This is a genomic window from Pseudomonas sp. HN2-3 (assembly GCF_020691745.1).
Taxonomy (GTDB): Bacteria; Pseudomonadota; Gammaproteobacteria; order Pseudomonadales; family Pseudomonadaceae; genus Aquipseudomonas; species Aquipseudomonas capeferrum.
The window spans coordinates 2251659-2274827 of the sequence record NZ_CP085704.1; the positions used below are offsets into that span (position 1 = coordinate 2251659).

Annotated in this window: 19 protein-coding genes; 7 read left to right on the forward strand and 12 right to left on the reverse strand. The window is 61.7% G+C overall.

The features are described 5' to 3' along the window. The first annotated feature begins 295 nt into the window (after window positions 1-295). Complete coding sequence (locus LJX93_RS10370; protein WP_033697173.1) at window positions 296-1009, forward strand: GntR family transcriptional regulator; 714 nt, start codon at window positions 296-298, stop codon at window positions 1007-1009. Window positions 1010-1015: 6 nt separating this feature from the next. On the opposite strand, the gene LJX93_RS10375 is transcribed toward LJX93_RS10370, so the two are convergent. Further along, the gene (locus LJX93_RS10375) at window positions 1016-1966 is read right to left on the reverse strand and encodes a PDR/VanB family oxidoreductase (RefSeq protein ID WP_227697136.1); all 951 of its coding nucleotides are present in this window, start codon (window positions 1964-1966) and stop codon (window positions 1016-1018) included. Window positions 1967-1978: 12 nt separating this feature from the next. Further along, window positions 1979-3046: an aromatic ring-hydroxylating oxygenase subunit alpha gene (locus LJX93_RS10380; protein ID WP_033697176.1), complete on the reverse strand. Its 1068-nt coding sequence runs from the start codon at window positions 3044-3046 to the stop codon at window positions 1979-1981. A gap of 245 nt (window positions 3047-3291) precedes the next feature. On the opposite strand from LJX93_RS10380, the gene LJX93_RS10385 reads away from it, so the two are divergent. Genes LJX93_RS10385 through LJX93_RS10395 form a run of 3 tightly spaced genes read left to right on the forward strand, consistent with a single transcriptional unit; the run spans window position 3292 to window position 7464 of the window. Further along, window positions 3292-3960: an ABC transporter ATP-binding protein gene (locus LJX93_RS10385; RefSeq protein WP_227697138.1), complete on the forward strand. Its 669-nt coding sequence runs from the start codon at window positions 3292-3294 to the stop codon at window positions 3958-3960. After that, window positions 3957-6419 carry an ABC transporter permease gene (locus LJX93_RS10390; protein ID WP_227697139.1) on the forward strand — a complete coding sequence of 821 codons (2463 nt, stop codon included), beginning with the start codon at window positions 3957-3959 and terminating at the stop codon, window positions 6417-6419. The genes LJX93_RS10385 and LJX93_RS10390 overlap by 4 nt, the downstream gene beginning before the upstream one ends. Further along, window positions 6409-7464: a lipocalin-like domain-containing protein gene (locus LJX93_RS10395; protein WP_227697140.1), complete on the forward strand. Its 1056-nt coding sequence runs from the start codon at window positions 6409-6411 to the stop codon at window positions 7462-7464. The genes LJX93_RS10390 and LJX93_RS10395 overlap by 11 nt, the downstream gene beginning before the upstream one ends. 244 nt (window positions 7465-7708) lie before the next feature. Here LJX93_RS10395 and LJX93_RS10400 read toward each other — a convergent pair whose 3' ends face one another. From LJX93_RS10400 to tssB, 10 genes are all read right to left on the reverse strand, one after another. Further along, window positions 7709-8233, reverse strand: a complete 525-nt coding sequence (locus LJX93_RS10400; protein WP_227697141.1) for an Hcp family type VI secretion system effector — start codon at window positions 8231-8233, stop codon at window positions 7709-7711. A gap of 134 nt (window positions 8234-8367) precedes the next feature. Continuing rightward, window positions 8368-9210 carry a type IVB secretion system protein IcmH/DotU gene (icmH, locus tag LJX93_RS10405; protein ID WP_414004134.1) on the reverse strand — a complete coding sequence of 281 codons (843 nt, stop codon included), beginning with the start codon at window positions 9208-9210 and terminating at the stop codon, window positions 8368-8370. A gap of 1 nt (window position 9211) precedes the next feature. Beyond that, window positions 9212-10549: a type VI secretion system baseplate subunit TssK gene (gene tssK / locus LJX93_RS10410; RefSeq protein ID WP_227697142.1), complete on the reverse strand. Its 1338-nt coding sequence runs from the start codon at window positions 10547-10549 to the stop codon at window positions 9212-9214. Window positions 10550-10604: 55 nt separating this feature from the next. Then, complete coding sequence (gene tssJ, locus LJX93_RS10415) at window positions 10605-11399, reverse strand: type VI secretion system lipoprotein TssJ (RefSeq protein WP_227697143.1); 795 nt, start codon at window positions 11397-11399, stop codon at window positions 10605-10607. After that, window positions 11396-11959, reverse strand: a complete 564-nt coding sequence (locus LJX93_RS10420; RefSeq protein WP_227697144.1) for an FHA domain-containing protein — start codon at window positions 11957-11959, stop codon at window positions 11396-11398. The genes tssJ and LJX93_RS10420 overlap by 4 nt, the downstream gene beginning before the upstream one ends. Further along, window positions 11956-12972, reverse strand: coding sequence for a type VI secretion system baseplate subunit TssG (tssG, locus tag LJX93_RS10425; RefSeq protein ID WP_227697145.1), 1017 nt, complete (start codon window positions 12970-12972; stop codon window positions 11956-11958). The genes LJX93_RS10420 and tssG overlap by 4 nt, the downstream gene beginning before the upstream one ends. Continuing rightward, entirely contained in the window at window positions 12936-14702 is a 1767-nt protein-coding gene (gene tssF, locus LJX93_RS10430) for a type VI secretion system baseplate subunit TssF (RefSeq protein ID WP_227697146.1), read from the reverse strand. The genes tssG and tssF overlap by 37 nt, the downstream gene beginning before the upstream one ends. A gap of 3 nt (window positions 14703-14705) precedes the next feature. Continuing rightward, window positions 14706-15116 (reverse strand): type VI secretion system baseplate subunit TssE, encoded by a 411-nt coding sequence (gene tssE, locus LJX93_RS10435; protein ID WP_227697147.1) that lies wholly within the window; start codon window positions 15114-15116, stop codon window positions 14706-14708. Next, on the reverse strand, window positions 15113-16603 hold the full coding sequence (gene tssC / locus LJX93_RS10440; protein WP_227697148.1) for a type VI secretion system contractile sheath large subunit: 1491 nt from the start codon (window positions 16601-16603) through the stop codon (window positions 15113-15115). Before tssC ends, tssE begins: the two co-directional genes overlap by 4 nt. Before the next feature lie 17 nt (window positions 16604-16620). Continuing rightward, entirely contained in the window at window positions 16621-17124 is a 504-nt protein-coding gene (gene tssB / locus LJX93_RS10445) for a type VI secretion system contractile sheath small subunit (protein WP_186660765.1), read from the reverse strand. Between the two features lie 341 nt (window positions 17125-17465). Between tssB and vasI the strand changes: the two genes are divergently transcribed. Genes vasI through tssM form a run of 3 tightly spaced genes read left to right on the forward strand, consistent with a single transcriptional unit; the run spans window position 17466 to window position 23169 of the window. Next, window positions 17466-18116 carry a type VI secretion system-associated protein VasI gene (vasI, locus tag LJX93_RS10450; RefSeq protein WP_227697149.1) on the forward strand — a complete coding sequence of 217 codons (651 nt, stop codon included), beginning with the start codon at window positions 17466-17468 and terminating at the stop codon, window positions 18114-18116. Then, window positions 18104-19573, forward strand: coding sequence for a type VI secretion system protein TssA (gene tssA / locus LJX93_RS10455; RefSeq protein ID WP_227697150.1), 1470 nt, complete (start codon window positions 18104-18106; stop codon window positions 19571-19573). Before vasI ends, tssA begins: the two co-directional genes overlap by 13 nt. Further along, the gene (gene tssM / locus LJX93_RS10460) at window positions 19570-23169 is read left to right on the forward strand and encodes a type VI secretion system membrane subunit TssM (RefSeq protein WP_227697151.1); all 3600 of its coding nucleotides are present in this window, start codon (window positions 19570-19572) and stop codon (window positions 23167-23169) included. The genes tssA and tssM overlap by 4 nt, the downstream gene beginning before the upstream one ends.

Consider the following 23169-nt stretch of genomic DNA (forward strand, 5'->3'; position numbering starts at 1 on the left):
CCCACATTTGTTTCGGGCCAGTTATGTCTGAAGCATTGGCGCGCGGCCCCTTGGCGCCCGCCTCGATATAGCGTCGTACAGACAAGGGGGCGCGCGCCTATATAACAGGACTCACTGGCCCGAAACAAATGTGGGAGCGGCCTTGCGCCGCGAAGCGCCGCGCGGGCGGCGCTCGATCTCAAAACCACCCAATGCATCAAGGCGAGCACCTCTGCGCCCTCAGCCACACCCCAGGCGGTCCACAAGCTTTCCCATTACGCTAAGATGGCCGCCCACGTCTCTGGAAACTGCCTGGATGAGCAAGCCCGGTCAATTGGTGCTGGTTACGCTACGCAAGATGATCGCCTCCGGCGAGCTGGCCGCCGGCGAGCGTCTGATGGAAATCCCCACCGCCGAACGCTTCGGTGTTTCGCGCATGCCGGTGCGCATGGCATTCCGCACCCTTGAGCAGGAAGGTTTGCTGGTGCGCTTTGGCGGGCGTGGGTTTCAGGTGCGTTCGGTCAGCGCAGACGACATCGCCGGCGCAGTCGAGGTTCGCGGTGTGCTCGAAGGCCTGGCCGCCCGCCAGGCGGCAGAGCGTGGCCTGTCGCACGAAGCACAAGAGGCGCTGCAGCGCTGCCTGGTCGAAGGCGACCAGCTGTTCGGCAAAGGCTTCGTCACCGAAGAGGACCTGCAGGCCTACCATGACCTCAACATGCGCTTCCACCAGGTGATCGTCGAAGCCAGCCACAACCCGGCGATCGCCGATGCCCTGGCGCGCAATGACCACCTGCCGTTCGCCTCGGTCACCGCCCTGGCAGTGGACCGCCATGACCTGGCGCGTGAATACCGGCGCTTCAACTACGCCCACATGCAGCACCATTCGGTGTTCGATGCCCTGGTCAGCAGGCAGGGTGCCCGCGCCGAAGCCATCATGCGCGAGCACGCCAATGCCACTTTGCGTTATGCCGAGACCTTCGGCGCGGCAACGGCAGACGCGCGCATGAAGGTCATCCTGCCCTCGGCGTGAGGCCCCTCAGAGGTCAAGCACCAGCAGCGGGGTTTTCGACCGCGAGCAGCAGGGCGTGAACTGATCGTTCAGGGCCTGCTCCTGCTCCGTGAGGAACAGGTCGCGATGCTCGGGCGTGCCGGACAGGACGCGTGTCAGGCAGGTGCCGCAGATGCCTTGTTCGCATGACATGGCGATCGCGATGCCGTGCTGTTCAAGCACGTGCACCACGCTCTGGTCGGCGGGCACCTCGAACACCTGGCCGGTGCTGTTCAGCTGGACCGAGAAGCTGCCATCGCCCTGGGTATCGACCGGCGCGGCGGCAAAGTATTCGCGGTGCAGGCACGCCTCCTGCCAGCCCTGCGCCTTGGCGCTTTCCAGCACGTGCTGCATGAACCCGCCCGGGCCGCACACATACAGGTGCACATCGGCTTGCGGGGTGGCCAACACCTGGGCGATGTCCAGCGCGGTCTCGGGTTGCTCGTCGAAATGCACGAACAGGCGATCGGCAAAGGCGGCGCCGCGCATACGCTCGATGAAGGCTGCGCGTTCGCTGGAGCGGGCGCAGTAATGCAGTTCGAAATCCGCGCCGTTGGCGGCCAACTGCTCTGCCATGCACAGGATCGGGGTGATGCCGATACCGCCTGCGAACAACAGGCTGCGGCGGGCGCCCTGGGCCAGTGGGAACAGGTTGCGCGGTGCGCTGATACGCAGGCGGGCGCCGTTGTGGATCTGCTCGTGCAAGCTGCGCGAACCGCCGCGTGAGGCGGGGTCTTTGAGCACGCCGATCAGGTAGCGGTGGCGTTCTTCGGAGTGGTTGCACAGCGAGTACTGGCGAACCTGCCCTTCAGGCAGGTGCACATCAATGTGTGCCCCGGCGCTGAAGGGCGGCAGCAGGCTGCCATCGACGGCGGCCAGTTCGAAGCTGCAGATGTCTTGTGCTTCGTCGTTACGGGAAACCACTACGGCATCGATCATGTCCGTTCCTCGTCAGGCTGGGCTTGCGCTGGTCGCGATCAGTTCGGCTTGGGGCATGCGCTCGTTGGCGATCAGGCGCTCGAGGATCTTGCGCGACTGCACGCCACCGGCATCGATGTTGAGCTTGAGCAGGTTGCGCTGGGGGTAGGCGAGCAGGTTCTGCTGCTGGCGTTCGAGCATTTCCAGGTCTTCACTGAAGATCTTGCCCTGGCCCTCGCGGATGTTTGCAGTCAGCGCTTGGTCCTGCGCAGCGAAGTTGCGGGCCATGCCCCAGAAGTACCAGATCGAGGTGTCGGTTTCGGGGGTGATGAAGTCGACCACGATGCTGGATGCCTTGTGCTGCGCGTCGGCGTGATAGCCACCTTTGCCCGCGTGGGCCACGCCGACTTCGATCAGCACATGGCTGGGCGGGGTGAAGCGGCAGATCTGCCAGCGGTCCACCGGTACATCGTCGGCCAGCCCGTTGCCGCGCAGGGCCATGCGCCAGAACGGCGGTGCCATGATGTTTTCCATGTGCCGTGCAGTCACCACTTCATCGCCGGTGACGGTGGTCACGGGCGGTGCTTCATCGATTTCCTTCTGGCCGATGCTGGAGGCGTGCACGTAGGTTTCATGGGTCAGGTCCATGAGGTTGTCGATCATCAGGCGGTAGTCGCAGCCGATGTGGAACAACCCGCCGCCATAGGCCCAGTCATCGTTTACCGCCCATTCCAGATGGGGGATCAGGCTTGGGTCTGCCTGTGCCTGGTCGCCCGGCCAGACCCAGATGAAGCCATAGCGCTCGACCACGGCGAAAGTCTTGTTGCAGGGGAAGCCCCTGACCCGTTGGCCTGGCATCTCGACAGTCTTGCCGTCGCAGCCCATTACCAAACCGTGGTAGCCACACACCAGGTTGCCGTTTTCGACATAGCCCAACGACAGTGGCGCGCCGCGGTGCGGGCAAAAATCTTCCACCGCCGCCACCCGGTTCTCGTGGCCTCTGTAGAACACGATCTTTTCCCCGCAGATTTGCCGGCCCAACGGCTTGTCGGCGATTTCGTCAGGGGTGCAGGCGACATACCAAGTGTTTCTCGGGTACATGAGGCTCTCCGGAGTAGCGATTGTTTTTATTTAATGGATCCATTAAACAGGGCGCCTGATGGTTTGGTCAAATTAATAAGTCCGTAATTCGCCGTCTTTTGGGCGATTATCGAACCTTGATGGGCTTGGCTTGTTTTTTATGGATCCATTAGCTCGTTGCCTGGCTGTTGTAGTGCCTGGCTGTGCTATTCCTAAGGGGGCACTCAGCCACCGCTTGCGAGGTGGCGCCACGAGGAACACTCCCGATGCTGGTGGTCGAGCAACTGCACAAGTCGTTCATCACGCCCCAAGGCCCGCTGCCGGTGCTGCAGGGCATCGACCTGTGCCTGGCGCGCGGCAGCAGCGTGGCGCTGATGGGGGAGTCCGGCAGTGGCAAGAGCACGTTGCTGCACCTGATTGCCGGGCTGGACCGTGCCGACAGTGGGCGCATCCTGATTGACGGTGAACCGCTCGATAGCCGCTCGGAATCGTCCCTGGCGCGCTGGCGACGCGAAGGCATCGGCCTGGTGTTTCAGCAGTACAACCTGATCAGCAGCCTGGATGTGGGGGCGAACCTTGCTTTTCAGGCACGGCTTGCCGGCCGGCATGATCGGCCTTGGCTGGGGTACCTGGCTGCGCGTCTGGGCCTGGCCGAGCTGTTGACGCGTTACCCCGAGCAGTTGTCCGGCGGCCAGCAGCAGCGGGTTGCCATCGGCCGCGCCCTGGCGGCTCGCCCCGCATGGGTGCTGGCCGACGAGCCCACCGGCAGCCTGGACGAAGCCAGCAGCGACGAGGTGCTGGGCCTGTTCCTGCAACTGGTGGCCGAGGCCGGCAGCAGTGTCTTGATGGTGACCCACAGCCAGCGCCTGGCAGCGCGGTTGGCGCATTGCTGCTACTTGCAAGCTGGCCGTGTGCGCGACGAGCACGGCCCATGAACCCGCTGATGCTCACCTTGCGGGCGCTGTTGAGCCATTGGCAGCGTCATCGCGTGCAGTGCTTCAGCATTTTTACCGGTTTGTGGCTGGCCACTGCGCTATGGACCGGTGTCCAGGCGCTCAACACCCAGGCGCGCAGCGACTATACGCGCGCCAGTGCGGTGTTGGCGGGGCCGCTGCAAGCGCAGTTGGTGCCGCGTGAGGGGGAGCGGTTCGATCAGGCGCTGTACCTGCAATTGCGCCAGTTGGGCTGGCCGGTTGCCCCGGTGCTGGAAGGGCGGTTGCGGTTTGCCGGGGAGCAGCCCGTGAGTGTTCGGCTGGTGGGCATCGAGCCGCTGAGCCTGCCATCGACCACCGCCGTTGCCGGTGTGCGGGCGGCAGACTTCGATCTGCAGGCCTTTATCGGTACGCCGGGGCAAGCCTGGGTAGGGCCGGATACCTTGCGCCAGTTGGGCAAGGCCGTTACCGACCAGGCCGTGAGCAGTGAGGGGCAGGTGCTGCCGCCTTTTGTGCTCAAGCCGGAGCTGGCGCCAGGCGTGATCGTGGTCGACATCGGCCATGCCCAAGCCTTGCTGCAGGCGCCTGGGCGGCTGTCGCGGCTGTTGCTGACGGGGCCTGTCGAGCCACTGCCTGCAGATATTGCCGCGCAGCTCGAACTGCAACCCCCCAGTGACGACGGTGGCTTGCAGCGGCTGACCGAAAGCTTTCACCTGAACCTGACGGCCCTCGGCCTGTTGGCGTTCGTGGTCGGGCTGTTTATCGCGCATGCCGCCATTGGCCTGGCACTGGAGCAACGCCGCAACCTGATCAGAAGCCTGCGTGCCTGTGGCGTCAGCTTGCACAGCCTGTTGTTTGGGTTGGCCTTGGAGCTGGGGCTGTTCGCCGTGCTGGGCGGTCTGGCCGGGGTGGCCAGCGGCTATGGGCTGGCGGCGCTGCTGCTGCCGGACTTCGCAGCCAGCTTGCGTGGCCTGTATGGCGCCCAAGTTGGCGCAGCGTTGCACCTGCCAGCGTGGTGGTGGTTGGCGGGGGTGCTGGTGAGTGTGCTGGGGGCGCTGCTGGCCGGGGTCGGCAGTGTGCTGCAGGCCGCCCGCCTGCCGTTGCTGGCGCTTGCGCAACCCCAGGCCTGGCGGCTGGCACAAGGCCGTTGGTTGAGGCGCCAGCGCTGGCTGGCGGTGTTTTTGCTGCTGGTGATGCTGGGCGGTTGGCAACTGGGCCAGGGCCTGGTCAGTGCATTTGTCACGGTGGCGGCACTGCTGCTGGCTTCGGCACTGGTGTTGCCAGCCTTGCTAGACGGTGTATTGGCCTGGGCCGCGCGCGGGCGCCGTCGGCCCCTGTCGCAGTGGTTCATCGCCGATAGCCGCCAACAGTTGCCCGCGTTGAGCCTGGCGTTGATGGCCTTGCTGCTTGCGCTGGCCGCCAGTGTCGGCGTGGGCAGCATGACCGAGGGCTTTCGCAAGACCTTTGTTGGCTGGCTTGACCTGCGCTTGGCCGCCGATCTCTACGTGACGCCCCGGGATACTGCGCAAGGTGAGCAGATGTACCAATGGCTCCAGCAGCAACCTGCGGCCAAGGTGGTACTGCCAGGCTGGCGTGTGGAAACGCGCCTGCAGGGTTGGCCGGTGCAGGTGCAGGGGGTTGTCGACCACCCGGCCTACCGCAGCCGCTGGCCCTTGCTGGAGCAGCACGCGCAGGCCTGGCAGCAATTGGCACAGGGCAAGGGAGTAATGCTCAGCGAGCAGTTGGCCCGCCGCCTCGGCCTGGGCGTGGGCGATACCCTGGCACTGGCAACCGATGGCGCGCCGCCCATGACGGTGGTGGGGGTGTATGCCGATTACGGCAACCCCAAGGGGCATGTGCTGGTCAATGCCGACTGGCTGCGCAAGCACTGGCCGCAGGCAACGCTGACCGGCCTGAGCCTGGATAGCGCCCCCGCGAACGTGCCGGCCCTCAAGGCCGCGCTGCAGCAGCGTTTTGCCCTGGACGACAGCCGCGTGGTCGAGCAGTCGCGCTTGAAGGGTTGGTCGACTGACGTGTTCAACCGCACCTTCGCCGCCACCGCTGCCCTCAACAGCCTCACGCTGGGTGTTGCTGGCGTGGCCATGTTCATCAACCTGCTGACCCTGGGCCAGAGCCGCTTGGGCCAGCTGGCGCCGCTTTGGGCGCTGGGGGTGCGCCGCAGGCAACTGGTCTGGCTGAGCTTGGGCCAGACGCTGATGCTGAGCAGCCTCACCGTGCTGCTGGCGATCCCGGTAGGGGTTTTGCTGGCGTGGTGCCTGGTGGCGGTGGTGAACGTGCAGGCGTTCGGCTGGCGATTGCCGCTGTATGTCTTCCCTGCGCAACTGATGCAACTGGCCGTGCTGGGCATCCTGACCAGCCTGCTGGCCAGCGCCTGGCCGTTGTGGCAACTGGCGCGGCGCCAGCCAAGCGATTTGTTGAGGCAGTTTGCCGATGAAACGTAGCGCGTCTGTGCTGTTGTGCCTGTTGCTGTGCGGGTGTGATGAGCCTGCGCCCGAGAGCTTTGCTGGGCTGGGGCAGCAGGTTAGCGGGTTCAGCCAGGTGACGCGTGATCACCCCTTGGTGTTCCCGCGTGATCACGGGGCCCACGATGGTTTTCGCATCGAGTGGTGGTACGTCACCGCGAACCTCAAGGATAGCCAGGGCCGTGACTGGGGGGCGCAGTGGACGCTGTTCCGTTCGGCGCTGCGCCCAGGGGCCGAGACCCGCGACTGGAACAGCCCAAACCTGTGGATGGGGCACGCGGCCCTGACCGGGCCAGGTGGGCATCGTTCTGGCGAGACCTTGGCGCGCGGCGGTGTCGGCCAGGCAGGCGTGGTGGCCGAGCCGTTCCGGGCTTGGATCAATGACTGGTCATTGCAGGGGCACGAGGGTATCGCGGGGTTGCAGATGAAGGCAGCTGGTGAAGGCTTTCGCTACGACCTGAGCCTGCGCAGTGACAGGCCGCTGGTGTTGCATGGCAGCCAGGGCTACAGCGAAAAGTCGGGCAAGGGGCAAGCTTCGTATTACTACAGTCAGCCGTTTTATCGGGTCAGTGGTGAGGTAGAGCGTGATGGCCAGTGCATTGCGGTGACCGGCCAGGCCTGGCTTGACCGGGAATGGAGCAGCCAGCCGCTGGCTGCCGGGCAGACGGGGTGGGACTGGTTTTCACTGCACCTGGACAGTGGTGCGAAGCTGATGCTGTTCCAGGTGCGCGACACCGGGGGATTGCCGTACCGGGCGGGGACGTGGGTCAGCCCGCAGGGGGAGGTGGTGGCGCTGCGGGGGGATCAGATTCAGTTGGAGGCGTTGGCCTGGAATCGGCAGGAAGACGGGAGGGCGGTACCGACGCGTTGGCGGGTGCGGGTGGTGGAGTATGGGGTTGATGTGCGGGCTGATGCCGTGGAACCGCGTGCCTGGATGTGGACACGGTTTGCATATTGGGAAGGGCCGGTGCGCTTGCAGGGGCGTGTGGGGGGGCGGGGGTATCTGGAGATGACGGGGTATTAGGGGGGATTGGGTGTGGTCTTCGGGGTGTGGGGCTTGAGGGTTTTGGCGCCTGTGAGATCGAGCGCCGCCCGCGCGGCGCTTCGCGGCGCAAGGCCGCTCCCACATTTGTTTCGGGCCAGTGAGTCTTGTTATATAGGCGCGCGCCCCCTTGTCTGTACGACGCTATATCGAGGCGAGCACCAAAGGGGCCGCGCGCCAATGCTTCAGGCATAACTGGCCCGAAACTTTTCGTACAGAGCCTAGATCAAACGGCGGTTTCTATGGGTTTGCGCCAATCGTCAATAGCCGACGTCCCGGCTACTCTATGCTCCCAGGTAATTTTGCGATAAGTCATCGATACCTCAATGAGCTGTGTATAATTTTCGTTCACTTTATTCTGTGCATGGGGGAGTACGCTGTTGATGTCGACAATGATTCCGTCAACTAGCTCTGTTGTGAAGAAATGCTCTTGCTTCCCTTCAACCGATGTTCGATACCACCGGACAGTGGTCATAGGTAGTACTTCACCCCTTACTAGTGCCTGATACAACATAGGAACTGCTTTGTTCAGCGCGCACGTAAACACAAAGGGCTTGTGAATACGTTGCCCAGAGGGTTGTCCGCTCTGTGGGTCAGTCGGCACGGTTACCTGATGCTTGATTTCCTGAGCGAGGATCTCGTTCTCGTGGCCTTCGACATAAACATTACCTACAGAGTCAGGTGTGAAAGCGTTTTTCGTAATCAGGCCTTGAGACGTACCTTCAATTGCGATGTAAGCGGGTGTTGGCATGGCAGTTTCTCCTGCGTCCATTTGGATAAAACACGCGCACCCCAAGGTGGCGTGGCCATCGGAAACGATGGGCTTGTCAGCGAGGCAGCAACCCCGCTAATTCGTTGAATTCATTGGCGCCGTGTGGCGGTTGGTTATTGCTGCAAAATGCCGTTGAGCGACTCCAGTACCTCGGTGGTGACCAGGTGCAGGCGGTAGCTGTAGATCCCATAGGCCACCGCCATGGCAAAGGCGCACGCCAGCAGAGGGCTCCACCACGGCCATTGCCGGTTCATGCGAAAGTTGCGCGGGGCCACGTGGGTGTAGGGGTCGCAGACGTCTTCCGGCGTAGGGCCGCGGAACTCGCGGATGATCCCGTGGAGTTGGTGAATCAAGGCATTGAGTGTTTCTTCGCCCTTCGGGGCGATGGCGTACTTGCCCTTCAGGCCTAGGGCCAGCGCGAAGTACATGAACTCCAGTACGTCCTGATACCGCTGGGGTTCTTGCATCAGGCGGGAAAGCACGGTGAAGAATTTCTCCCCTCCCCAGGTTTCGTGGTGGAAGATGCTGAGCAGTGGCTCCTGGCTCCAACAGCTGTTCTTGCCCCAGGGCCTTTCCATGACGGCTTCATCAATGTAAAGGCACAGGCCATACGAGTACGCCAGCAACTGAGCGGGGTCATAGCCGTGCTGGCGCATTTCTTCCTGGATGTTAGCGATCTGGTTGCGGACTTGCCCGTGCACGTCCTTGATGTTGGGCAATGTATCGAGGGTGCGCAGGCGCATGACCAGGCCGAACAGGGGGGCAGCAGCATCCAGCATCAGGTTTGCGTAGCCGCCCCGTAGCTGGAAGTCGGGATCAGCGGCATAACCCTCGAAGGTAGGCTCAGCCTGTTCCTTCTCTGGCTCGGCGTTCCCTGCAGACCGCTTGCCCTCTATAGGCGCCTTGCCTGGCATGCCGAAATGTTCACCCACACTGTCTTGACTGTTCTCTGTCATCTCATTCGCCCCTGATCGCCCAGAACTGCAATTCAAGCCCCGGGAATTCACCCGCAATGTGGATGCCGAACCCATTGGCCTTTGTCATGCACGTCCAGGCCGGGTCTCGCCGGTCCAGTTCGAAGTAGCTGAAACCTGCATGGAAGGGCAGGTCGCGAGGTGCCACGGGCAAGGGGTTCAAGGGGATACCGGGCAGTTGCAGTGGCACCAGGTCGTTCAATGACTCCAGCGAGGTAACCTTGGCTTTCTGCACAAACATCTGGCGCAGCGATTGTGGTGGTAGATTGGCGCGCACGGCGAGGATGAAGTCGGCTTCGTCGATCAGGCGGCGATCTTCCAGCGTCGTCGTCATCACGCCGTAGTCCAGGGACTCCAACGGTAGCGACACGGCGCGTGGTTGCAGGACTGTGCTCAATGCCCGGCGCAAGGTCTCTTGCAGCGGTTTGAATGAGGTGTGCAGCGCGGTGTGGTGATACGCAGGGTATTCCTGCGCCAGCCGGGTCTCGTCGGTGAAGGTCAGCAGCTCGCCACAGGCCTGGCTCATGCACAGGTAGAGCTGCTCAGGGTGCGTCTGCGCTTGCCTGGCCAGGTGGCGGAAGCAGGGCCACCAGCGGTTCATGGCTTGCAAGAGGTTGAAGTCGCGGATGTCGGCGATCCCGGACTGGCCCGATGCACCAATGCGGGTGGCGAGGTTGCGTGCCCGTTCGCGTAGGGTATTGCAGATTTCTTCGAGAAAGCGCTGCAGCGCCGGCACCGCGCGCACCGATACGCTGGTGGGGTAAAACGCTTCATCCAGCTGCAGGCTGCCGTCGGGGCGCCGCTCGAGAATACGGGCCAGGGCCAGGCGGGTGTAGGCGCTGCTGTCTTCGGCTTTGCGTTTGAGCTGCAGGTTGGGCATGGCGAGGTCGACCTGAGCCAAATCACCGTCGGCGGTGTGGGTGTCCTTGATCTCATGCGCCTGGGCGATGTAACGGAAGTTGGCGGTGTTGTCGGGCCAGCTCACTTCGCGGCCGCCCTCGGTGCGCAGCGGCAGGCACAGGTACACCTCACTGTCTTTGGCGCCATCATCATCGATTTCCAGCGGCGGCGGCGGCGGCAGGTCTGCGGGTATATCGAACACCGTGCCGTCCGGCATGATGCCCCGCGCCCGGGTGATGGCGATCTTGCCCAGGCTCAGGTACTCATCGTTCAACTGCAGTTCGCTGAAGCCATAAAAGGCTGCGCTGAGGCTGCCAAGGCGCTGGTGCAGCGCCGCTTCCGTGGCGCGGGCCGCCTGCTGAAAATGTTGCGGCTTGACGAACAGGCCCTCGGGCCACAGGACGGGGTTACGTGAACTCATGAGGGCTCCATGTCAGCGTGGGTAAGCGAGAGGGGCAACAGGTGTGCAAGCGTCATCAGTCTTCCTCCTTGAGCAGGATCTGTGTGTCGTTGACCAGCACCGAAATGATGATCTGGCGGCCCCGTGGGGGAATGCGCAGCACCTGCTGCCAGGTGGCGTTTTCCTGGTTTTGGTAGTCGCCGATGACTGCGACGAAACGGGTCTCGGGCTCGATGGGCGCGAAGGGGATGAACTTGAACTGGCCGGGGCGCAGCAGGTAATCGTCATCGCGGATATAGGTGCTGCGCAGGGCCGTGGCCGGGTCTTCGTCCAGCAGTCGATACACGCTGTTACGCAGCAGTGAGTCGTCGCGCAGTTGCAGGATCTTGATGGCGATGGGGGTCGCAACAGGTTCTGCGGCGACGGCCGTTGTGCGTGGCAACGTAAGGACTACCGTTGGGTCGTCATAGCTGCCGGGTGTGCTCTCTTCCAAGGGGGAGCGTTGCAGGTCAGCTTCGTCGTCCTCGGCCATTTCGACGGGGGACATCGCTGGAAATTGCGCCTGCAAGAACGCGAACAGGCTCGCCACTTTCTCTGTCAGTGCATAAGGGTCGCCCGCGCTCAAGCTGACCCCATAGGGGCTGGGCTCCAGGACGCTCTCGTGTTCAGTCGGCAGGTCGATGCTGTTCGGGTTGCCATTCAGCGTGGGGCTGGCATTAATGCTGAACGCGACCTCGGTGGGATGATCCTTGGGCGGCCCAATGGGCAGTGAAGGGTCCATGACCACTTGCCTTACTCTGCTCAAGGACGTGCAGGCGGAGAGCCCAACCATTGCGACCAGCAGGGCGATTACCAACGGATGACGCGTCATGGGCGTTCTCCTGCAATCAAACGTTGCAGCAGGTTGTCTTCCGACGCCCTCGCATCCGGCACGGCATTCAGTGCTGCCAGAGGGTCATTGCCACTGGCAGGCTCGAACACCGAGCAGATCTCGACGGCTGCGTGGGGGGCTGAATGCCTCGGTTGCCAAGCCTGGGTTGGAGCATCGGCTATCAGTTGGTCGAGCACGCGCGGGGCAGGGCTGAACAGGTCCTCCAGCGACTGCGCATGGGTGAGCGCGTACTGAATGTGCAGCCGATAAGCGCCAATACGCAGTTGGTCGCCTTCCAGAAGGCGCCTGGGGGGTAGCGCTCCCAGGCTGTTGATGCTGTCGTTCAGGTAGGTGCGGTGGCAGCGGTCGATCACGCAGAAGCCACCCTCTATCCAACGGATTTCGCAGTGGATCGCTGCAACGGTATGGTGACGGTCATCAATCAGCCAATGGGCGCCTTCGCTGCCGATGGTGCCGCCCTTGCAATCGAACGCATGCCGAGCAGTGACGCCGTGCTGCAACTGGTCGAGGTTGGAGATGCTCAAGATCAATGTGCTCATGCGCGCCCCCGAAAGCGCACGACGGGGCTGATCTCGCCATGGCGGTCATCGACAAAACTGGTCCAGCCCAGATAGGCGCCTTGGCTACGGTGCAGGCAGAAAGGTGACAGCGCGTTCTGCTTCAACCGCAGTTCCAGGTCATAAGCCAGGCCATCACGCAGCAGAAAGTCGATCAATGCCCGCACGCGGCCGAAGTTGATGCCGCTGGGCAACAGGTCTCGCAACTGGGCCTGGTCTAGCTCACTGATCACCAGGGTGAACTTGCTGCTGCGGGTGCGCGTGCGGCTGCCGACCATGAAGCTGCTGCCCAGCTCGCCATTGCTACGCCCGAGGCTGACCCGCTGTTTGCCCGTGGTGGGCACCGAGCGCGTTTCGAATTCACGGATATGCACGCGCTTCAGATCGAAGCAATGGGCAATGATGCCGGCGACGGTGCCCGGCGCGCGGCTGCGGCTGGCGATGACGCCGGCAAAGCTGAGCAGCCGGCTCCAGGGCAGCGCTGTGTCGCCTCGAAGTTGCTTGTTGTTCAACCCGAGCAGGGCGAACACGTACTGCGAGAACTCATCGCTGGCACCCGGCTGAAAACGGATGTAGTAGCGGTATTTGCGCCAGATGCGATGCAGCAGGCTGAGCACATAATGGTTGAAGAAGTCGAAGAAGGCCGGCCGCACGCCAATACCCTGCGCATGTTCATAAGCCAGCTGCTCCAGGTAATAGGTGGGCAACGGTGAGTCCGTGCCATGCAAGCCCATGAAGGTGGTGCAAACGCGATAGCGCGGCTGTTCACCGGGCATGCGTTCGGCTTTGTATACATCCGACACAGGGAAGGTCAGCCGCGGATCGCTGGCCAGGCGCACGCGCAGCCGGGTGGCCTCGTCTGGCCAGCGCGGTTCCAGGTCATCACCGTGCAAGCTGTGCAAGCGCTCCAGCAACTGGAAGAAGTTGTACTGGTGCGCGTCGGCGAGCAGCCTGTCGGCTAGATCAGCGGTTGCTTGCCGGTCTGGATTGGCCATGTGTAGTGCTCGTTGTTGGTGGTGTTGATCACTTCCAGTTGATGGAAGGAATTGATGCTCGCGTACAGCGCGAAGAAGTGGGCGAGCACGCAGCTGAACAGGTACAAGTCGCCTTCGCAGAGGAAGGCGGCCTGGTCCAGCTTCAACCGGGTGTGCAGGCCGCGGATGGGTTGCCCCTTGATCAGCCAATCCATAGGTTCGGTGTGAATTTCACGAATGCCGTCGAGGCGTTTAGCGGTGGTGCGTGCTTGCTGGATGTCGTGCAAGGCTGCGAAGTCGTAGGTACGGATGACCGCTTTCAACGGCTCTACCGAGAGCAGCGACAGGTAGTTGAGCGACATGTTGGAGACCAATGCCCACTGCAACTGGCCGTCCAGTACGGGGCGATAGGGGCGGGTAGGCGCGCAGATGTTGGTATAGGCGGCGAGCGGCGGCGTGACCTCGGTGAGCACGTTGATGTCATTGACGCCCAACGCCAGCGGCAGGTCCCGATTGGTGCAGGTCAGGTCTATCGACGCTGTTTCCAGCTGGCCAATGTAGGCGTTGGCATCGGCGCGGACGAACGAGATGCGATGGGTGACGCCATCACCGCGCAGCGAATCTTCGAGCTGGTAGCGGTAATACAGCGCGGTGCGCCCTTGCACGTGCTCGATTTCATGCGCAAACGACTCGAATGGGCGGAAGGTTCGCAGGTGCTCACCGGTACTCCCATCTGTCGTCGCTCGGGTACTGATAACGTGGTCGACACTGAAAATTTCGTAAACGAACTGCTCTGAGCCTTTAGGCTTCAGTTGGACCTGGGCGTCCTCGTTGGACAGGTCGATCGGTTCGGCGCTGTGCGCGAACAGGTTGACCGCCGGTGTGCAATGCAGGCTGAAGTCTGCTTTGCCGACACGCAGTGAGTCAGGTAGCTGACGCGTGAAGTGAAACGCCATGCTCACCTGCTGGCTGGCATGAGCGGGCCACAGTTTTTCCAGCCCGGTCACGCTGAAGAAGTGAAACCGCTGGGGGAAGACGAAGTACTCCTGCAGGATGCGATAGCCGTCAAAGACGTTCTGCGGGTAGGGCAACAAGGCGTCGTCGGGGCTGAACCCCGGGAAGAGGACGCTGCTGGCCGGTAGCCGGCGCACCTCACCGTTGATGGTCACGCTGACTTGCTTCAGGTATTGGGAAAGCCACAAGTACAGCGTGCGGGCGTTACTGCTATCGCCGCTGAGGTGGAAGTCGAGGCTGGAGCAGCCCAGGCTGTTCAATGGCCGCTCAACCAATGTTTGAAGGTCGATGCGAACCACCGAACTGTCCAATGTCTGGGTTGCGCCCACCGCCTTGATCTCGAACGGATGGATATTCACCGCAGTACAGGTGCGAAATTCGCAGGCCACACTGTCTACTGGCCTCGAGAACAGTCTTGAACCTTTGGGGATGTGCTGTGACTGGCTGAGGGACTGCTTGAGCGGCGTGAACTGGATGATCGTCGCGCTGGGCAGGGGCCGCAGATAGTTCGGCCACAGCAACTGCAGCATGGGGTGGGTCAGCTCTGGCAGGTCGTCTTCCAGCTTGAGCCGCAGCTTGGCCGTCAGGAACGCGAAGGCTTCCATCAGGCGTTCCACATCGGGGTCGCTACCTCCCTTGCCTAGCAGCCGGGCGAGCTGTGGATTGTCCTTGGCAAAGTCGTTCCCCAGCTCGCGCAGGTAGCGCAACTCTTCGCTGAAGCGGTCCTTTAGTGACATGGGTCACCTCACTCGGGTGTAACGGTTGTGCCCGTTGACCAGCAGCTCGAGTTGCAGCTGCTCCGTGTGGTTGTTGACCTGTACGTTGCAATCCAACCTGAAATGCAAGTCCAGTGGGGCGTGAATATCGGGCACGGCTTTAAGGGTGCGCAGCTGTATGCGTGGCTCGTAGCGTTGAAGGGTGCGGCGAATATCCGCGCTCACTTGCGCAAGCAATTCGCCGCTGCTCACGTCATGCCCGTTGAAGTCACGCAGGCCCAGGTCAGGGCTGCTCTGCGAGCACCCCTGGCGGGCGTTGAGCAAGGTTTCAAGGTGGCGTTTGATGGCGGCGAATTTTTGCGAAGCGCTCTCCCGCCGGGACGGCTCTCGGGGAGTGGACTGGTCCGCCATCAAGCGATCGAAAAGGGCGCTCATTGCGTGTCGAGCCGCCCGACCAGGGAAATCTCGAAATTCGCACCCATGTATTTGAAGTGCGGGCGCACGGCGAGTGAAACCTGGTACCAACCCGGGTCACCGGTAACGTCCGAGACTTCAACCCTGGCTGCACGCAGCGGGCGGCGGCTGCGAACATCGGCGGAAGGGTTTTCCTGGTCGGCGACGTATTGCTTGATCCATTTGTTGAGCTCGGATTCAAGGTCCCGCCGTTCCTTCCAGCTGCCGATCTGTTCGCGCTGCAGCACCTTGATGTAGTGGGCAAGCCGGTTGACGATGAACAGGTAGGGCAACTGGGTGCCAAGCTTGTAGTTGGTCTGGGCCTGCAAGCCCTCAGCGGTTTTCGGGAAGTGCTTGGGTTTCTGCACCGAGTTGGCGGAGAAGAACGCCGCGTTATCGCTGTCTTTGCGCATGGTCAGGGCGATGAAGCCTTCTTCAGCCAGCTCGAATTCCTTGCGATCGGAGATCAGCACTTCGGTCGGGATCTTGGCCTGCAACTGGCCCAAGGATTCGTACAAATGAACCGGCAGGTCTTCGACGGCGCCACCCGACTGTGGGCCGATGATATTCGGGCACCAGCGGTAGCGGGCAAAGCTGTCGTTGATGCAACTGGCCAGCAGGAACGCGGAACTGCCCCAGAGATAGTTATCATGCCGGCCGTCGATGTTCTCGTCGTAGTTGAAGCTGCTGATCGGCTGGTCCTGATGGTGGTAGACGGAGCGAAGCATGAACCGCGGCCCGGTCAGGGCCACGTGACGAGCGTCCTCGCTTTCACGGAAAGCCCGCCACTTGGCATGCCGAGGCCCTGCAAAAATATCTTTGATTTCCTTGAGATTGGGCAGCTCTTCGAAACTGCTCAAGTTAAAGAATTCGGGGGACGGCGCTGCGAGAAAGGGCGCATGTGACATGGCGCCCACCGAGGCCATGTAGCTCAGCAGTTTGATGTCCGGTGAGGACGGGCCGAAGTTATAGTCACTCACCATGGCCGCAACCGGTTCGCCACCGAATTGCCCGTAACCGGCGGTGTAAACGTGTTTGTACATGCCACTGGATGTGATATCAGCCGCATGTTCGAAGTCATCGAGCAAATCGGCTTTGCTGACATGCAACACTTCGAGCTTGATGTTTTCGCGGAAGTCCGTGCGGTCGACCAGAAGTTTCAGCCCGCGCCATGAAGACTCAAGCTGCTGGAACGCGGGCTGATGCACGATGGCGTCCATCTGCTTGCTGAGCACCCGGTCCAGTTCCGCAATCATCTGGTCGACACGGTGCTTATTGATAAGTTGCTCTGGGTCATGGTTTTTGAGGATGTCGGCAATAAAGGCAGATACACCCTGCCGGGCGACCTGATAGCCTTCTTGCGCAGGCACCAATTTGGTTTGCGCCATGATCTGGTCAAGCAGCGTGGTTGGGCTCAACGTTTCGGCAGGGGTATCAACGGCGACGGTAGTGCTGTTTTGCTTTGGCATGGGTTCGCTCCGTTGTCTCAGTCTTCTTTTGGCGCCTCAAGCACCAGGTCCAGTTCTTTGGCGAGCTGCTTGCGGGTTTGCTCATTGCTCAACAGGTGTTGCAGTTGCTTGCGGAATGTCGGCACGTTGCCCAGCGGGCCCTTCAGGGCGACCAGCGCCTCGCGCAGCTCCAACAGTTTGTTCAGTTCGGGTACCTGTCGAGCGATCTGGTCCGGCCCGAAGTCATGGATGGACTTGAACTGCAGGCTGACCGCCAGCTCGGCGTCGGGGGCGGTGCTGAGCAGGGAGGGCACTGACATATTCAGGCGCACGTCGGCTTCGCTCAGGACGTTGTTGAAGCTGTGTTTATCAATGCGCATGACCGCGCGGTCTTCTAGCGCCCGGCTGTCATCCAAGCCGAAATCGCCCAGGACGAGCATTTTGTGCGGCAGCTCTACTTCGGCCTGTTCGTCCCCGGTGGCAGGAACATACTTGATGTTTATGCGCTCTTTAGGCGCTACAGAGCCTGTGTTTTTTGACATTGGCGTTTAACTCACTGGTTGTTTTTGATCGTTTTCTGCAAGGTCCGTATTGTCGCGTGTTTAATTGCGATACTTGTTTTGTAGGAAATTTCCTAAGTTTCAATGGTTGGCTCTATATAGTTGTCGGTGGCCTATAAAAACCATGCAGTAAATAATGTCTCTTGGTCGAGCGGGAAAATGTAAGCGAATATTTGTTTGTGTGCAGTTGGTTCTATGTACTAGGCTCGTGGTGATTTTATTTGGGTCGGCTGTGTGTGAGTGCGTTTATTGGTGCGTGCTTGTAGGAAAAGTGTGCACGGCTATGTAGGGCATTTGTTCTGTTTGTAGAGAGTGAACTTGGAATGATAATTCGCTGTGCATATGTCGCCGGTCTTTCGTTGGTGTTTTTCCTGCAGCCGGTGCTGGCAAGCCCTATTCAGGACTGCCCCGCGATCGTGTCTAACATCGAGCGGTTGGCCTGTTTCGACCAGGCTGCCGGCACACCTGCGCACAAGGCGAAAAAACAGTGGTCAGCACCGGAGCTGGAGGCAACCAGCGTGTTACGGGTGATGGCAAATGAGGCCACACGTACGGCAGATGACCTGACGTTTCGCATTGGCAGCCAAAGCGAGGGCAGTGAACGCGCACCTGAATGGGTCATTTCGGCCCCCGCCATTGCCTCAGGCGATGACCCTTCTTATCTGGCCATCAGTTGCATACAGCACATCTCCCGCCTGCAGTTGATTGCCAGGCAGCCCATCGGCGCCAGCTGGGTGACTGTGCGGCTGAAGGGGGAAGGCGGGTCTACGAATGCGACGCCCTGGCAGGTGATGGAGAACGGGCAAGTGCTCGACGCGGGGCGAGGTTTGCCGGCGATCGAGCAGATCAAGCAGCTGATAGGGGCGCAGCGCATCGAAGTTGTGAGTGATCACAACGAAGTCGATGGGCTGATTTTTGATGCGCAAGGTCTGGACCCTTTGATCCGCCAGGTGCGAAGCACATGCCGGTGGTAGCGCAAGTGCCTGCGCAGCACATCACTGGGTTGCTTGCACCGATTGATCCGGCGGTCCCTGCTGGGCTGTTCGATGTGGAGGACGAAACCTACCAGGCCATTGACCAGGAGATGGTCAAGCTGGGCGGGCTGCAGGAAGCCTCGATCGACTGGGTTTACATTGAAGAGGCGTCCCGGCTTTACCTGAGCCAGCAATGCAAGCACCTGCGCATCGTCTCTCACCTCAGTGTTGCGTGGTTGCGCAGTGGCTGCTGGGAGCGCTGGGGCTACACGTTGGCGTTGTTGGCCGGCATGGTCGAACACTACTGGGAACCCGCTCATCCAAAGCCCGGCCCTAAAGGTTTCCTGGGCAAACGCAAGCTGGCGGCCTTGATGCTCAACCGCTTGATCGAAGCGTTGCCGCGCCTTGACCGCTTCACCTATACGCCGGCGCTTGCGGCGGCGGCGCAGCAAGCGTTCACGTGCCTGCAACAGCAGCAGGGCATCGCCCAACTGGACGCGGGCCTGCTGGGCGAACTGCAGCGCTTGCTTAGTAAACACACGGCGGTTGCCGACGGCGTCGGCGAGCCTGCTGCACCCAAGGCGCCTGCGGCAAGCATTGATGTTGCGCCGCTGGCCGAGGTCATCGCCACACCCATGCCACGTGTATCAATGGGCAACGAGCGAGAGACACGGCGGTCCGTGTTGACCATGGCCGAGCTCATCAATCAACAGGACCCGTACGACCCGACCGGCTATCAGTTACGTCGTTTTGGCTTGTGGGCGCACCTCCAGGCAGCACCCCAAGCCAGGCAGGGCGGCAACCGTACGGAACTGATGGCGGTTCCGTTGGATATAGCAGGGGCCTACGAAGACGCTATCGCCGGCACGGTGATTGACCCGGGGTTGCTGCAGCGGATCGAAAAGAGTGTGGCGGCATGCCCCTTCTGGATTCGCGGCAGTTTTCTGGCCGCGACTACCGCTTCGCGGCTGGCGATGGGCGAGGTCGCTGAGGCGATCCGCGCGACCACCGCGCGGTTCGTACAGCGTATGCCCGCCCTGCAGCAGTTGGGCTTCAGCGACGGCAGGGTATTTGTCGATGACCAATGCCTGGCTTGGCTCAAGGGCGGTCAGGGGCAGGGCGAGCAGGGTGCCCCCACTCATGAGTTCAGCGGCTTGCGCGAGGAGTTGGTCAGCCAACTGGAAAGCGGCGGCGTAGAGCCGGTTCTGCTCCGCTTGCAAGCGCTGCAGGCGGATTTTCGTGCCCCTCGTGATCGCTGCCATACCACCGTGATTGCTGCTGACGTGCTGGCGGCGCGGGGCGTGTCCTGGCTGGCCCAGGACCTGTGCGCCGGTGTGGCCCGCACGATGCAGCAAACCACCGCCGACGCCTGGGAGCCTGAGGTGTTCCAGCGGCTCCAGCAATACGCCACAGCCCCAGCGTTGGCCAACCAGAACAAGGACCAAGAGCCCTCATGAATCAACTATGGAAGCAACTCAAACGCTGGGGCTTGCCGGTGGCTACGCGCATTGGCCTGGCACTGCCGCTGCTGTTGGCTATTGGCGCTGCGCTGATGTTGGTTGCCATCTGGTGGCTTGGCCCGCACTGGACATGGCGTGAACAACAGCCACTGGCGAGCGTGGCCCATCGAAGTCTGGCGAGCCTGGTGCTCGTGCTGGTGCCCTTGGTGTGCTGGCTGGTCATACTGCGTGCGCGCTTTCGCCGCCTGCAAGCTGAGCAGGCTCTGGCAATGGCTGCCGAGTCGGACCCTGCGCTGCCCTTCGTCCACGCCCAAGAGAAGGCGTTGAACCAGGGCCTTGCGCGGTATCTGGACAATGCAGGCGGTCGACGGGCTTTGTATCGGTTGCCGTGGTATCTGGTACTGGGTGATGAGCATGCCGGCAAGAGCAGCTTCATCGATTGCACCGATCAGAGTTTTTCCCTGACGCGTATCGACAAGGCCCAGGCACGCGGCCGGCAGGCCGAAACGCTTGCTTACCCGGTGGGGTGGTGGATCAGCAATGATGCAGTGATCATCGACCCACCCGGCGCCTTCATCAGTCAGGGCGCGCTGGCAAGCTCGCCGAACAGTGAGCCCGCGGTATCTGAAGGCACCCAGGGCAAGTTGTGGAGCCATCTGTTGGGCTGGTTGCTGCGCAATAGAAGCCAGAGAGCGCTCAATGGCTTGTTGCTGGTTGTCGACCTGCCCGGGCTGTTGCATGGGTCACCTGAGCAACGCACGGCATTGGCCCATGTGTTGCGCACACGCTTGCACGAGGTAAGCAGTCAGCTGGGTTCGCGCTTGCCACTGTATGTGGTGCTCAGCAAATTCGATCTGCTCGATGGTTTTGATCCTTTCTACAGCAAGCTCTCAGCGGCCAGCCGCGCAAACATGCTGGGGTTCACGTTCAAGCTGGATGCGGTCGAAGCGTTCGACGCCTGGCTGGACGAATACGCTGAACACTACGATCGCTTGATTTGCCAGCTGTTCGAGCAGGTCGTGGACCGTATCGATTCAGTGGGCAGTGCACCCCTGCGCGCACGGCTGTTTTCCTTGCATGCGCAGTTGATCGGGCTGCGGCCGATACTGCTAGGGTTTCTACGCGAGGCCTTGGCGAGTGACCGTTTCACCACCCCGGCCTTGGTCCGTGGTGTGTATTGGTCATCCGTCACGCAGCAAGGCGAAATGCGTAACGCTTTCATCCGAGAAGCGGCTCAGCCCTATAAAACGAAGCTTCCCTTGCGTGAAGGTAAGGCGCCAGGCAAGGCGCTGGTCTACTTCGTCCAACGGGCTTTTGCGCGGGTGATCTACCAGGAGGCCGGCCTTGCCGGGGACAATGTCAAGGTGGCTCGCAGCAAGCGCCAATTGCTGTGGGTGGGGTCTGGCGTAGGCCTGCTTGCGTTCTGCATCGCCATTGCCAGTTGGCAACGCTACTTCGATATCAATGGCACCAAGGCCGCCGGGGTGCTTGCCAAGAGCCGGGAGTACAGCCATCACGAAGTGGATCAGCGCCTGGACCCGACCGGCCGCAATTTGCTGGAGCCATTGGACCAGATCCGTGATGCGGTATCGGTGTTTGGCGATTACCGTGCTGCGTGGCCTGGTGTGGCGGATTTGGGCCTGTATCAGGGCCGCGCCATCGGGCCCCGGGTGGACGAAGCCTACCTGAGCTTGCTCTCCAAGCGCTTCTTGCCGGCCTTGGCCAGCGGAGTGATCGATGCCATGAACGCGGCGCCCCCCGGCAGTGAGCAGCAAATGGCGGCGCTCAGGGTTTACCGTATGCTCGAAGACCGCAAGAGCCGCCGGCCTGAATGGGTCGAGGTGTGGATGGCACGGCAGTGGCAACAGGCGTTTCCAGGCCAGGGGCAGCTGCAGCGCGACCTCATGCAGCACCTAGAATATGCCTTGGCGTATGCCGATGCAGATCTGCCGCAGTTCCGCCAGCGGGTCAGTGAAGTGCAGCAGGCATTGCGCAAGGTGCCGTTGCCACAGCGGGTGTATGCAGGCCTCAAGCAACAGGCCCAGGAGCAGCTACACATCGGCTTGGACCTGCGTCACCAGGTGGGCCCGGCGTTCGATGTGGTTTACCAACCGTCTGCAGGGGCCGGACGGGAGGATAACCTTCTGCTGGCCCCCATGCTGACCGCCAAAGGCTACACGGCGTATTTTGAACCGCGCAGCCAGCGGTTCGCCGAGATGGCGATGATCGACCAGTGGGCCCTCGGCGAACGCGCTCAACTTGACTATTCGGACGCCGACCGGGAGGCGCTGAGCGAACGCTTGCGCAATCTGTACAGCACCGACTACATCGACAGCTGGCGGCGTGCCCTGAATGCGTTTGCGGTGGCTGACTTTCGCGACCTGGATCATGCTGTCGTGATCCTGCAACAGCTGACGGGGCCTGCGGCGCCGCTGCAGCGGCTGCTGGATACCGTGCGCGAAAACACGTCGCTGTCCTCGGCAGCAGGCATTGAAGCGCCGAGTGAGGCTGCTGCGCTGCAGCCTGCAAGTCGCCCACCCGCGCAACAACAGACGTTAGCGATTCAGCGGGCATTCGCGGGCCTCAGTGCCATGTTGCAGTCAACAGGCGATAAACCGAGTTACTACGATGAAACGCTCGCCGCCATTGCCGCCGTCCACGACTATGCCAAGGCGGTGCAGGACAGCCCCGACCGAGGTAAGGCAGCCCTGCAAGCGGTGCATCAGCGCTTCTCGATGACGGGGCACGACCCGATCGGTACCTTGCAGCGTGTTGCGACGGGGTTGCCGGAACCCCTCAACTTCCAGGTAAGAAAAGTCGCGGATCAAACCGCGCGGGTGTTGAACGTGGAAGCGTTGCGTGAACTGGAGCGACGCTGGGACGTTGAAGTGTACAGCTTCTTCCAGCAACGCCTGGCGGGGCGCTACCCCTTCGTGGTGAAAGCGCCCGATGCCTCTCTGGAAGACTTCGAGGCGTTCTTTGGGCCGAAGGGTCGCCTTCAACAGTTCAATGATCAGTACCTGAAGGTGTTCCTGAACGACAACCTCGAAGCCCTGCAGTCAGGTCAGGGGCAGTCCTTGATCCGCAGCGACGTGATCGAACAGTTGGCGCTGGCAGACCGCATCCGCGAGACCTTCTTCGACCAGCGCGGCAACCTGAGTGTGCAATTCAGCATCGAGCCGTTGGGGCTCAGCGCCAATCAGCGTACCAGTCTGCTGGACCTGGATGGCCAGTTGATTGCTTACACCCATGGTCCAAGCCAGATCAGCGGGGTTGTCTGGCCCAATACCCTGGGGCGCAAAGTGCGCAGCAACCTTACGTTGCTCCGGCAGAACGGCAATAGCAGCAGCCTGGAGTACCGCGGGCCTTGGTCGATGTTCCGCTTGCTTAGCCGCGGCTCGCTCAATGGGCGCACCGCAACCAGCGTGGACCTGAGCTTCAGGACCGGAGACGGCGTGATGCGCTATCGGCTGAATGCTGAAAAAGCCTTCAACCCGATTACCCAACAGCCTTTCAAAGGCTTCCGCTTGCCGCGTGGCTTGTTGCAGCTGCCACCCAAGGTTGCACTGGCCGGGCAAGCGGACGGTACGTAA